Source organism: Pelovirga terrestris (assembly GCF_014773365.1).
GTDB lineage: Bacteria > Desulfobacterota > Desulfuromonadia > Desulfuromonadales > Geopsychrobacteraceae > Pelovirga > Pelovirga terrestris.
In genome coordinates, this window is record NZ_JACWUN010000002.1 from 28,117 (window position 1) to 40,589 (window position 12,473).

The 12,473-nt window shown below is 52.1% G+C and carries 11 protein-coding genes; 10 read left to right on the forward strand and 1 reads right to left on the reverse strand.

Annotated features, from left to right (window positions below; all coding sequences use genetic code 11):
• Positions 1-85 precede the first annotated feature (85 nt).
• The 6 genes from secA to ICT70_RS01730 are packed head-to-tail and all read left to right on the forward strand — an operon-like array spanning position 86 to position 7,995.
• Positions 86-2,776, forward strand: a complete 2,691-nt coding sequence (secA, locus tag ICT70_RS01705; RefSeq protein ID WP_191153659.1) for a preprotein translocase subunit SecA — start codon at positions 86-88, stop codon at positions 2,774-2,776.
• A gap of 24 nt (positions 2,777-2,800) precedes the next feature.
• The gene (locus tag ICT70_RS01710; protein ID WP_191153660.1) at positions 2,801-4,522 is read left to right on the forward strand and encodes a GAF domain-containing protein; all 1,722 of its coding nucleotides are present in this window, start codon (positions 2,801-2,803) and stop codon (positions 4,520-4,522) included.
• Positions 4,519-5,709, forward strand: a complete 1,191-nt coding sequence (argJ, locus tag ICT70_RS01715; protein ID WP_224746749.1) for a bifunctional glutamate N-acetyltransferase/amino-acid acetyltransferase ArgJ — start codon at positions 4,519-4,521, stop codon at positions 5,707-5,709. Before ICT70_RS01710 ends, argJ begins: the two co-directional genes overlap by 4 nt.
• Entirely contained in the window at positions 5,690-6,385 is a 696-nt protein-coding gene (gene deoC, locus ICT70_RS01720) for a deoxyribose-phosphate aldolase (protein ID WP_191153661.1), read from the forward strand. The genes argJ and deoC overlap by 20 nt, the downstream gene beginning before the upstream one ends.
• Positions 6,386-6,395: 10 nt before the next feature.
• Complete coding sequence (locus ICT70_RS01725; protein ID WP_191153662.1) at positions 6,396-7,565, forward strand: phosphopentomutase; 1,170 nt, start codon at positions 6,396-6,398, stop codon at positions 7,563-7,565.
• 46 nt (positions 7,566-7,611) lie between these two features.
• Entirely contained in the window at positions 7,612-7,995 is a 384-nt protein-coding gene (locus tag ICT70_RS01730; RefSeq protein ID WP_191153663.1) for a DUF2914 domain-containing protein, read from the forward strand.
• 65 nt (positions 7,996-8,060) lie between these two features.
• Here the strand turns inward: ICT70_RS01730 and ICT70_RS01735 are convergent, their stop codons facing one another.
• Positions 8,061-8,483: a Ros/MucR family transcriptional regulator gene (locus ICT70_RS01735; RefSeq protein ID WP_191153664.1), complete on the reverse strand. Its 423-nt coding sequence runs from the start codon at positions 8,481-8,483 to the stop codon at positions 8,061-8,063.
• 209 nt (positions 8,484-8,692) lie between these two features.
• Here ICT70_RS01735 and ICT70_RS01740 point away from each other — a divergent pair, with 209 nt between their 5' ends.
• From ICT70_RS01740 to ICT70_RS01755, 4 genes are all read left to right on the forward strand, one after another.
• Positions 8,693-9,775, forward strand: a complete 1,083-nt coding sequence (locus ICT70_RS01740) for a deoxyguanosinetriphosphate triphosphohydrolase (RefSeq protein WP_337906523.1) — start codon at positions 8,693-8,695, stop codon at positions 9,773-9,775.
• 96 nt (positions 9,776-9,871) lie between these two features.
• Positions 9,872-10,324, forward strand: coding sequence for a chemotaxis protein CheW (locus ICT70_RS01745; protein ID WP_224746750.1), 453 nt, complete (start codon positions 9,872-9,874; stop codon positions 10,322-10,324).
• Positions 10,321-10,803 (forward strand): chemotaxis protein CheW, encoded by a 483-nt coding sequence (locus tag ICT70_RS01750; protein WP_191153666.1) that lies wholly within the window; start codon positions 10,321-10,323, stop codon positions 10,801-10,803. The genes ICT70_RS01745 and ICT70_RS01750 overlap by 4 nt, the downstream gene beginning before the upstream one ends.
• Entirely contained in the window at positions 10,775-12,412 is a 1,638-nt protein-coding gene (locus ICT70_RS01755) for a response regulator (RefSeq protein ID WP_191153667.1), read from the forward strand. The genes ICT70_RS01750 and ICT70_RS01755 overlap by 29 nt, the downstream gene beginning before the upstream one ends.
• The last annotated feature ends 61 nt before the right edge of the window (positions 12,413-12,473 follow it).

The following is a 12,473-nucleotide window of genomic DNA, read 5'->3' on the forward strand; positions in this document are numbered from 1 at the left end:
CAACGGTGGCGTCCCTTTATGCCTCCTTTATGAATCAATTTTTTTCGCATCATTTTTTTGATGTTTATTGGAGCACCTACCTCACATGATTCGTCATCTTATCGTTAAAATCGTCGGCAGCAAAAATGAACGCAATCTGAAAAAGTTAATGCCTCAGGTTGAAAAAATCAATGCCCTTGAACCTGAACTCGAACAACTCAGCGATGCGCAACTGCAGAATAAAACTGCTGAGTTTCGTCAGCGCCTGACTGGTGGTGAGACGCTGGCTGAGCTGTTACCGGAGGCTTTCGCGGTGGTGCGGGAGGCCAGCAAACGGGTGCTTGGGCTGCGCCATTTTGATGTTCAGTTGATCGGTGGCATGGTCCTCAATGATGGCAAGATTGCTGAAATGAAAACCGGTGAGGGCAAAACCCTGATGGCGACCCTGCCAATCTACCTGAATGCTCTGCCGGCCAAAGGGGTTCATGTTGTCACCGTCAACGACTATCTGGCACGCCGTGATGCGGAGTGGATGGGGACCATCTATCGTTTTCTGGGGTTGAGTGTCGATTGTGTTGTTCATGGTCTTACCGATGCCCAGCGCCAGGTCGCCTATGCTGCCGACATCACCTATGGCACCAATAACGAATTCGGTTTTGATTATCTGCGCGACAATATGAAGTTTGAGCTTGCTGATTATGCTCAGCGTGAACTGCACTATGCCATTGTCGACGAGGTCGATTCGATCCTGATTGACGAAGCCAGAACCCCGCTGATTATCTCCGGTCCCAGTGAGTCTTCCAGCGACCTCTATTACAACGTCAACCGGATTATTCCACGCCTGGAAAAGGGTGAGGTGATTGAGGAGCGTGACGGCAAGATAGGTCAGACCGTCAAGCGTCATACCGGTGATTTTACCGTTGATGAAAAGGCCAAGTCGGCTTCTCTGACCGAACAGGGTGTTTCCAAGGTTGAAAAACTGCTGAATGTCGAAAATCTCTACGAGCCCGGCAATATTGAACTGGTTCATCACGTCAATCAGGCCCTCAAGGCACACGCCCTGTTTGAGCGTGATGTTGACTATGTTGTCAATGAAGGTGAAGTCCATATTGTCGATGAATTTACCGGGCGTTTAATGCCGGGTCGGCGCTGGAGTGATGGTCTGCATCAGGCGGTGGAAGCTAAAGAAGGAGTGACGATTGCCAATGAAAATCAAACCCTGGCGACCATCACCTTCCAGAACTACTTCCGCATGTACACCAAACTGGCAGGGATGACCGGTACTGCTGATACCGAAGCCGCTGAATTTCAGGAAATCTACAAATTGGAAGTGGTAGTGATTCCGACCAACCGGCCGATGCAGCGGATCGATAAGTCTGACGTCATCTATAAAACCGTCAAGGAGAAATTCCTGGCGACGGTTGAAGATATTGTTGATTGTCATCAGCGCGGGCAACCGGTGCTGGTGGGCACCATTTCCATCGAAAAGTCGGAACTGCTTTCCGAACTGTTAAAAAAACGCGGTGTGCCGCACCATGTCCTCAATGCCAAAAAGCACGAACGCGAAGCCTTTATTGTTGCCCAGGCCGGTCGTAAGGGCGCGGTTACCATTGCAACCAATATGGCCGGTCGTGGAACCGATATCGTTCTTGGCGGCAATCCGGAGATGCTGGCGCGTAGTGAAGCCGCTCCGGCTGAGGATCCGCAGACCCGTTTTGACGAGTTGCTGCCGGGCTATGTTGAGCGCTGCAAGGTTGAACGCGAAGAGGTCCTTGCTGCCGGCGGCTTGTATATCCTGGGTACCGAACGGCACGAATCCCGACGGATTGACAATCAGTTGCGCGGGCGTTCAGGTCGTCAGGGTGACCCCGGCCTAAGTCGCTTTTATCTGAGTCTGGAAGATGATCTGCTGCGGATTTTCGGTTCCCAGCGTGTTGCCTTTGTCATGGACAAGCTCAAAATCCCTGAAGGGGAACCGATCGAACATGGCATGATCAGTAAAGCGATTGAAAATGCCCAACGCAAGGTCGAGGCCCATAACTTTGACATCCGCAAACACCTGATCGAATATGATGATGTCATGAACAAGCAGCGCGAGGTGGTTTACACCCAGCGCCGTGAGGTGTTGGCTGGTGAACAGCTCAAGGATACCTATGTAAGTATTGTCGATGAAACGGTTGAAGATATGATCGCCTCTTTCTGCCCGGACAAGACTCCAGCCGCTGAGTGGGATTGGGACCGGCTGATCGAGGACTTTTTTAACCAGTTCTATTTTATGCCGGTCCTTGAGACCGTTGATCGTAGCAAGGCAACCCGCGACCGTCTGGAAAAACAACTTAAAGACCAGGCGCATGGGCGTCTGGACGAAAAGACGGAAGAATTTACCCCCGAGGTCATGCAGCAGTTGATGCGGGTTTTGTTGCTGCAGGCTCTTGATTCCCAGTGGAAGGATCACCTGCTGTCGATAGACCATCTGAAGCAGGGGATCGGGCTGCGTGGTTATGGCCAGAAAAATCCGAAGCAGGAGTACAAGCGTGAAGCTTACGCCCTGTTTATGGAGATGATGGGGCGGGTACGGCAGGAAGTTATCCAGAAAATTTACCGTATTCAGCTGGCACGCCAACAGGATGTGGAACAACTGGAAGCCCAACAGCGCCGTCGCAAAATCATCATGAATCGTTCTGATAATGAGGAACAGGGCAAGACACCGATCACCCGTGATGAAGAAAAAGTCGGGCGCAACGATCCTTGTCCTTGTGGAAGTGGTCGGAAATATAAAAAATGCTGTGGTAAGTAAGCTCTTTTGTTGAAAGATGCTGTGATGAAAATGGCTGATAAGGGGCGCAAAAATACGACTGATCTACCGGCTATTCTGCTCGTTAGTGGCGCGGCACAAACGGTTCAGTATCTCCAGGACATCCTGGCAGAAATCGACTGTCCGTTGCTCTGCCTTGACCGTGGTACCGGGATCGCTGGTTTTCTTGATCACCATCATGTCGCCATGGTCTTCTGTGATCTGACCCTGCCGGATATCAGCGGCATGGAGGTATTGCGGATCACCCGTCAACACAGTGCCGCGGTACAGGTGGTGATGTTTTCTGAATCACAGGATTTCAAAACCCTGCGCGAGGTGCTGCGTGAACGCGCCCTTGATTACCTGACCCAGCCTTTCTCCCCCGATGAAGTTCTGGCGAGTGCCAGGCAGGGGATCAGCTCCTATTACCATTATCTCCATCAGGATGAGGCCCGACGTGAAGCTCAACGGCGGATGGCCGATCTGGTGCTGCTCAAAAAAGTTGGTGAAACCGCAAGCAGCGGTGGCGACCTGCAACAGCTGTTTGACCAGATTCTTGATTCTATCGTTCAGTCTGCCGGCGTTGAACTGGCCTCTTTGATGTTGCTTGAAGAAGATGGAATGCTTCATATCGCTTCGGCTCGTGGCCTTGATGCGGACGTTGCCAATCGGGTGCGGGTTGCCTCGGGGGAAGGGATCTCGGGACATGTTGTGGCAACCAAAGAGCCGGTGTTGATTACCAACATTGATAAGGATCGTCGTTTTACCAGCCTGGATGCCGGTCATAAATACAAAAACCAGTCGCTGCTTTCTGTACCGATTTTTATTCGTGATGCCCTCGTTGGTGTTATCAACGTCAACAATAAGGTTTCCGGTGCGCCTTTCGATCTGGATGATCAGAGTCTGCTCATGACAATTGCCAGTCAGGTTGCTCTGGCGATGGAAAACTTTGATCTGGTGCATCATCTGCGTCGACAAACCACGGCCCTTGAACGTACCAATGAAGACCTGGTCAGATTAAATCGTGCCCGCACCCGTTTGGTCTGTAATCTTTCCCATGAACTGAAAACCCCGCTTACCTCCATTATGGGGTATATCGACCTTTCTCTGTCTTTTTATGAGAAGCTCAGTGACGCGGAGCTACAGGAAAATCTTAAGCAAGTGCGCGAAGAAGGGCAGCGCCTTGACCGCCTGGTCACCGGGATGTTGCGGCTGTTTTCCATCGAATCGGAACGGGAAATCTGGCGTTGGAAGGCCTTTGGGGTTCCCTGGTCCATCGCCGATGCCTTTCAGTATTTCTGTAACCGCATGACGGCTCTGGGGCTGGAGATTGAAATCGATATTGATGAGGATATGCCCGATATCTACGCCGATCAGGAAAAGTTCGGTATGGCCTTTCATGCCATGATTGATAATGCGGTCAAGTTTAACCGTCCTGGCGGACGGTTGCGGGTGCGAGCACGCCCGTGTCAGCAGGAGGGTCTTGAATACGTCTATGTGCAGATTTACAATGATGGTCGCAAGATTCCCATTACCGCACTTGACAGTGTTTTCAGTTCTTATACTCAATTGGGTAACATCGACACAGAAAAACCGCATGGTGTCGGCATCGGATTGGCGTTGACCAAGGTTGTTATTGATCGGATGCTGGGCGATATTTTTCTTGAAGAAGTCAGCGAAGAAGGTACCAGTTTCGGCATGCTGCTGCCAACGGAACAGACCTATAATATCCTCAAGGGGGATTCATGACGGATCATGTGTTGCCTGCTGGTTATCGTTTTTCTGCTGTCGCCAGTGGTATCAAGAAATCGAAAAAACCGGATATGGCACTGATTGTTTCCGACTGCGCTGCCAGCTGTGCCGGGGTTTTTACCCGCAATCAGGTTATTGCCGCTCCGTTAGTGGTGACGCGTCCGCGTATAGCCACCGGGCGGTGTCAGGCGATTCTGGTGAACAGTGGCAACGCGAACGCTTGCACCGGCCCGGAGGGGATCCAGTGTGCTGAGCAAACGGTGGCGTTAACCGCAGCGGCGCTCGGGATTGAAAAAGATCTGGTGGCCGTCTCTTCCACCGGCGTTATCGGTGTGCCCTTGCCTTTGCCTCCGTTTGAACGTTCGATTCCCCAGCTCGTTGCAGAGTTGCAGCCGGGATCGGCCGAAGCGGTTGCTCGGGCCATGATGACGACCGATGCCTTTACCAAAATTGCCGGCGCTAAAGAATCGGGTGATAACCCGTATGGCATCCTTGGTATTGCCAAGGGCGCCGGAATGATTCATCCCGATATGGCGACCATGTTGTGCTTTGTCTTGACGGATGCCCGAATCGACAGTGACTTTCTGCAGGAATTGCTGCATCGCGCGGTAGCGGACAGTTTTAATTCCATTACCGTCGATGGCGATACCTCTACCAACGATACGGTGCTGGTGCTTGCCAATGGCGCTGCCGGTGGTAACCTGATCTGTCCAGGAACGGCAGCAGCAGCAGTTTTTGCTGATCATCTGAACAGGGTGATGCTGGATCTGGCAAAAATGATTGTCAGTGATGGCGAAGGTGCAACCAAAATGGTACAGATCAGAGTCATCGGGGCTAAAGATGTCGATGATGCTCGCGCGGCGGCCCGCTCGGTGGCTACCTCCTCCCTGGTAAAAACCGCCTTTTTCGGTGAGGATGCGAACTGGGGGAGGATTATCGCCGCGGTCGGTTATTCCGGCATCACGCTTGATCAGGATCGTATCGATATCAGTTTTGACAGCATTCCAATTGTGGCTTCCGGGGTCGCAATCGGCCCTGAGCATGAGGCCCAAGCCGGCAATGTGCTGAAAAAAGAAACCTTCGTTGTCACTATCAATCTGCATCTGGGAGAAGGGGAAGCCAGCTACTATACCTCCGATCTCAATTATGACTACGTCAAAATCAATGCCGATTACCGAACCTGACCACCACCCGGCAGCGGCTCTGGCCGCGATGATTGATCATACCCTGCTGACTCCTACTGCGACCTCGGAGCAGATTATTACTCTGTGTGAAGAGGCCGTAGAGTTTGGTTTTGCCTCTGTTTGTGTTCCTCCCTTACACGTTCCCCTTGCGGTGCAGCGTCTTTACGGCTCACAGGTGAAGGTCGGCAGTGTGGTCGGTTTTCCCTGTGGTTACAACAGCCTGCGTCAGAAAGTCCAGGAAACAGCTGATCTGGTAACGGCCGGCGCTGAAGAAATAGATATGGTGCCGGCACTGAGTCATCTGCTGGAAAACCGTCTTGATCGCTTTGAAGAAGAAATTGTCCAGCTGGTGATGGCAGCCCGGACAGCCCGGGTCAAGGTGATTATTGAATGTTGTTATCTTGACCGGACTCAGAAAGTTGCCGCCACTCGAATCATCATGCGGGCCGGAGCCGCCTTTGTTAAAACCTCGACCGGGTTTGGTCCCTCCGGCGCCCTAGCTGAAGATGTTCTGCTGTTGGCGCAAACAGTGCAGACCCGGATTGGGGTCAAGGCCGCTGGAGGCATCCGCTCCTTGCAGCGCTGCCGGGAGATGATTGCTGCAGGGGCAACGCGCATCGGCACCAGTTCGGGGGTGACGATTGTTGGAGAAATTGCCACGGCACAGATCTTATAGGGGGGGGATTATGTACAAGCGGGTCGTGGTTATTGTTCTCGATGGTGTCGGCGTTGGTGCTCTCCCGGATGCTGCTGCTTATGGTGATGAAGATGCCGCCACCCTGCAACATGTCGTTGCCGGGGTCGGAGGGATACCCTTGCCGCAGTTAGAGCGCTTGGGGCTTGGCAATATTGTCCCCCTCGTCGGCGTAGCTCCGGTTCAGCGGCCGCTGGCAAGCTGGGGGAAGATGGCGGAGCAAAGTGCCGGCAAGGACTCGGTTACCGGACATTGGGAGCTGACCGGGATTATTCTGCAGCGCTCTTTTGCTACTTATCCTGCTGGTTTTCCAGTAGAAATCGTCGATCTTTTTACCTCTATCACCGGGGTGAGGCCCCTGGGCAACATTGCCGCCAGTGGTACTGATATCCTGCGCGATCTTGGTGAAGAACATCTGCGCAGCAAGCGTCCCATCGTTTATACCAGTACCGACTCGGTATTTCAGATTGCCGCCCACGAGGATATTATTCCCCCGGCCCAGCTTTACGAGCTCTGCCGTGCCACCTTTGACGCCCTGCGCCCTTATAACATCTGTCGGGTGATCGCCCGCCCGTTTCGCGGTGAGAGTTCAGCGACCTTTTATCGAACCAGTGGGCGTCACGATTTTTCCTGTCTGCCTCCGGACGATACCCTGTTTGATCGGTTGCACAAAAAGGGGATTCCAACCTGCGGCATCGGTAAAATTGGGGATCTTTTCGCCGACAGAGGCTTGGCTCAGAGTATTCCAACTAGCGACAACAGGATGGGGATGACGAAAATCCTTGCTGCTTTAGATCACATTTCTACCGGCCTGATTATGGCAAACCTGGTCGATTTTGATATGGTCTATGGCCATCGGCTGGATGTGGCAGGTTTTGCTGCTGCTCTGGTCGAGGTTGATGGTTGGTTAGCCCAATTGTTGCCGCGGCTGGAAGCTGATGATCTGCTGGTAATTACCGCTGATCATGGCTGCGATCCGACAACCCCTGGAACTGACCATACGCGTGAATATGTGCCCTTGCTGGTATATTCACCGGCTTTGAGCAAAACCAAAGATCTGGGGATACGTGATAGTTTTGCTGATCTCGCCGCTACTCTGGCTGAGAATTTTGGGCTGGAATGCCGGACAGGTAGAAGTTTTCTGGCTACTCTCGGAGCTTGACCTGTCTATCCAAATGACCAGTTTTAACATCCAAGGGGCTTAATTTATGTTTAGTAAACTATGTTTATTCGTGATTTGTTGTGCCGTTGCGTTTTCAGTTCAGGCAGCGGACATTCAGGTTGTCGATGTCTCCATTACCAGCGCCATCGAAAACCGCATGCCGGTCGACAACCTGGAGGTTTATCCAGCTGACTACGGAAAGCTGTACTGTTTTACCCGGATTGTTGGAGCCGAGGGTGAGACACAGGTCACCCACGTGTGGTTTTATGAAGATCAGGAAATGGCGCGGGTCACCCTGCCGGTCCAGTCGGCCGACTGGCGCACCTTTTCTTCAAAGCGTTTTCTGCCGCAGTGGATCGGACAGTGGTCGGTGGTCATCGAGGACCAGCAGGGTTCATCCCTGGCCCAGGTGATGTTTCGCCTTGAATAGGGCGAAACTGCAGTAGCAGCCACCGGGGATAGGTTGTCCGTCCTCCCCGGTGCTGAACAGAGACATTATTTTTTGCTGCGACTGGCTCGTGCCTTGGCCAGGTTGTCGGCAAGGCCCCGATCAACTGCCATTTTGCGCCGGCTTTCGGAATAATTTTTTGCTGCCAGCGATTGCGCACGAGGAATGTCATAGGCTTTGCGATACTCTCCGGCTGTCATGCCATGGGCGGTTTTCAAGTGGCGCGAAAGGGTTTTAAATCCTTTACCGCAGATCATGCAGTAAATAGCCTCTTTGCCAAAGGCCTTCTTGCGACTGACCACGGGGGTTGCTTCATCGCTTGGCTCAGGTGCAACGTTTTCCCCTTTTTCCAGCGCCACCAGGGCGGCATGGATATCGGTCAGCTCGGCGATCAGTTCTTCCTTGGTCATTGGTGTTGTTGATGCATGCGCCGCTATAATATCAGCCGCCATTTTCATGATACTGGACATCTTTTTTCTAGCCTCCTTCTTTGTTTGTTGGGGTAAGGATCTATTTTTTTTGTGATGTGTTTTTCGGAAATAAAAATAGACGCTGATCTTAACTAGAACATCCTGTACTAAAAAATCAAGAGGGAATGATTATTTCTATTCGATTAATCTATCGTCGGTCAATTTTTGGATCTTTGTTGTGATTATAACAAACTGCAACTGAAGTCACCGTGATAATAGCTGATACCATCGATATTCATCAGATCAAGGCCTATATGAACATAAGAGAAAAACAAGAAAAGAATGAGATGGAACATCTAGCTCAGGGCGCCTGTTTAAGTGTCAACAGTAAAGGTCGTTTGTGTGCCGGTAAGGTATGTTCTATCCGCACGGCTTTTCAGCATGATCGTGATCGGATTCTTCACAGTAAGGCATTTCGTCGATTAAAGTATAAGACCCAGGTTTTTCTTTCTCCACAGGGGGACCATTATCGTACGCGCATGACCCATACGCTGGAAGTAGCACAAGTGGCGCGGACAGTGGCACGCGCGCTGGAGTTGAATGAGGATCTTACTGAAGCGATTGCTCTGGCTCATGATCTCGGTCATACCCCCTTTGGCCATGCCGGCGAGCGGGTACTCCATGAGCTGGTGCCGGGCGGTTTTCATCATGTCAGGCAAAGTCTGCGCGTTGTGGATGTCCTTGAAAACGACGGCGCCGGATTGAATCTGACCTTTGAGGTACGGGACGGCATCCTTCATCATTCAAAAGGACAGGGGGGCTCCCTTTCGGCATCGATAACGCAGCGGGCACAGACACTTGAAGGGCAGATTGTGCGTCTGGCAGATATTATTGCCTATGTCAGTCACGATCTTGATGATGCGATCCGGGGCGGAATTATCAATAACAAGGACGTTCCTAAAGAAATCGTCGCGGTAGTTGGTGCACGACATTCGCTCCGAATCAATCACATGGTGACCGATCTGATCCAACAGTCTGTGCCGGCTGAACGCCTTATTCAGTTGTCGCCGGATATGGATCAGGCTGTCTGTGCCTTGCGCAGCTGGTTGTTCGAACATGTCTATCAGGCCCCTTGTGTGCAGGCTGAATTCGACAAGGCCGCTGCCGTGTTGCGCCAACTCTTCGGCCACTTTATGGACAACCAGACGGTTTTCCTTGCCTGTGGCGGTCATCAGTATCCGGGCGACAGTCTTGCCGTTTCGGTTGCTGATTTTATTGCAGGGATGACCGATCGGTTTGCCCTGTCATTACATGGTCAACTGTTTTTGCCGCAACCGTGGCGGGTTATGTGAAGAACCATTAGTTAATAGCTTGACACTTTCTAATCTTTATGCTAGCGTCGCTGCAGTTTGAATAACATATCAACATGTTTGAACCTTTGAGGGAACATGATAAAAGCTGATGGAAAGATGCTGATATTTGTCCTGGCAGACATCCGCTTTGTTCTTGATCTGGATCATGTTGTTGAAGTTCTGGAGCCGTTGTCGGGGCGGCTTGACGTGCAGCGCAGCGATCTGCGCCAGGGGATTGTCGCCGCATTGGAATTTCGTCACACCGCCATTCCGGTCATTGATCCGACGCTTTCGCTCGGGTTAGTGTCCGATCTTGGCCTGACCCAGCGTAGTGCCCTGGTGTTGCGCGGCACAGAGGGCAACTGGGCGATTCTGGTTGATCGGGTCGACGGGCTTGCCCCGGGCTCCCTGTTCAGCAGGGCAGAAATTCCGGCGTTGCTCCGCGCTGCACCGGGCTGTGCTGATTGTCAGGTTCTGCTGGTTGAGGATGCGCCACTTATGGTATTTGAACCGGAACGATTTTACGGAATTAATCGAGCACAGGTATGACCGCATTTGGTCTTTTCCAAACCGGTAAACTTGATTATGCTGTGCCTTTGATTCACATTCGCAGAATTATCCAGGGCCATACCATTTATCCGTTGCCGCTCTTGCCGGCTGGCGTTGATTATGTCCTGGTTCATGAGTCGACCTTGGTCCCCATCGTATTTTTTGGTCAAGGACGCGATCGGTTGACAGGGTCTCCGGAGTCGGAATGCTTCGTGCTGGTTGATTCTGAATATGGATCTTTGGCCTTTGCCAGCCAACCCAACAGCCGTATTATTGCAGATCATAAAGGAACCTTGTCAGTTCCGCGCCAAAGGGACGCGCCTTGGCAGGTTGGTACTTTCTATTATCAAGAACGAACCTATCACATTCTGGATGTGGACGTGTTGGCCATGGAAATAACCCGGGGGAACGGTTCAATTTGCCTGACACTGTCAGGTTCAAGGAGGCTCAATGAAGAAGAAGCTGCTGCTCGCCGATGACAGTATTACCATACAGAAAGTTGTCGGTATCATTTTTGCGACGGAAGATTATGAGCTGTTAACCGCCAGCGACGGTGACAAAGCTTTTGAGCTGGCACTGGTTCACAAGCCCGACCTGGTGATTGCCGACATCTTTATGCCTGGAAAAAACGGCTTCGACCTCTGTCGGGAGATCAAAAGTCATCCTGACCTCGGAGTAACCTCCGTATTATTGCTACCCGGCGCGTTTGAGGAATTTGATGAAGCCAGAGCGGTGGAGGTCTGTGCTGATGGCTGGCTGATCAAACCTTTTGAGTCCCAGGCGTTGATTGACAAAGTAACGGCCCTGGTTGAGATGCCACCCTTACGCCTGGCGGTCACCGCCGCTACCAGTGACGTTGCTGATGAAACTCCTGAGACAATTGATTTTGCAGGACAATCAGCTGATTCGGATACCGACACCTCCTTCGCCACCGAACAAGAGGTCTCTTTCGCTCCGCAAGAGCCGATCATTGATCTTGTTGAAGAAGAGATTGAAACCACTGACGCCAGTGAAGATGCTGACGGTGAGTTGTGGGGTGAGGTTTCTTTTGAGGAAGAAGATCTCAAACCACAGGAGCTGCTTGCTGCCAGTGATCAGGATGAAGAGGACGCGGCTGACGCTTCCGCCGACGAAAGTGATTTATATGAGCCGGACCAGGGTCTGACCCCCGAACAGCTTTCCCCTTATGCCTCTGCCCCGGAATCTGCTGCGCCATCAAAAGATCTGGATGCGCCGGAGTTTGATGAAGCCAAAGAGGAATTCGAGTTGGTCAGCGATCAACCGGTCGGCGAAGAAGTTGTCGAAATAGACCATCTTGTTGCCGGCCCTACGGCCAATGGGGATGATGAGCTGGAGTTGATGGAGGAAACTCTTGATCAAGAGGAAGAGCTGATCGAGGATTCCACAACCTTCATTGATTTGACGGAGGCTGAGGAGGCAACGGCGGAACCTGTTTCTACGGATGGCGAAGTTTTTACCTTTGAGGCAGATGAAAACCCGGATGATGATGAGATCCTTGATCTGACCGAAGGTGACGTGCTTGAAGAAGAGGCTGTGGTTGCTGCCCCTGCTGACTCCTTTGCGGCAGAAGCACCAACTCAGGCGCATGATAATCTTTTCGTTGCCCCTCAGGATCAGACTGCTGATAAGGAAGATGCCGCTGAAGGATCATACCGCCGGCGTGACGACAACCTTTTCACTGACGTGGACGAGAGTTTAGCCGCCACCGAGGACGATATTGAATCCATGACCAGCACAACTGCCGATTATGAGGCCGAGTTTGAAGCGTCAGATCTGGTTGAGGTAGAACCTGAGGAAATGGCCGCGGAGGTTGATCCGTCCGAGTCGCCGACGTTCGAACCAGCGCTTGCCGGCGCCGATCCCCAGCCCTCCAGCGAGATGGTCGAAGAGCAGCTTCGCCAGTTGCCTGAGGAGGAGGTTGCCCGGATTGTCGAAAAGGTCGCTGGACCGCTGATCGAGCGCCTGGCGCGTGAAATGCTGGAGCAGACCGTCTGGGAGGTGGTTCCCGATCTGGCAGAAACGATGATCCGTGCTGAAATCGAAAAAATCAAGCGCGGAGAATCCTGAACCACGGCTCATTTAGCCAGGTTATCCGGAAAATCAGTAAAACTCCCGCGGGGAGGCAAAG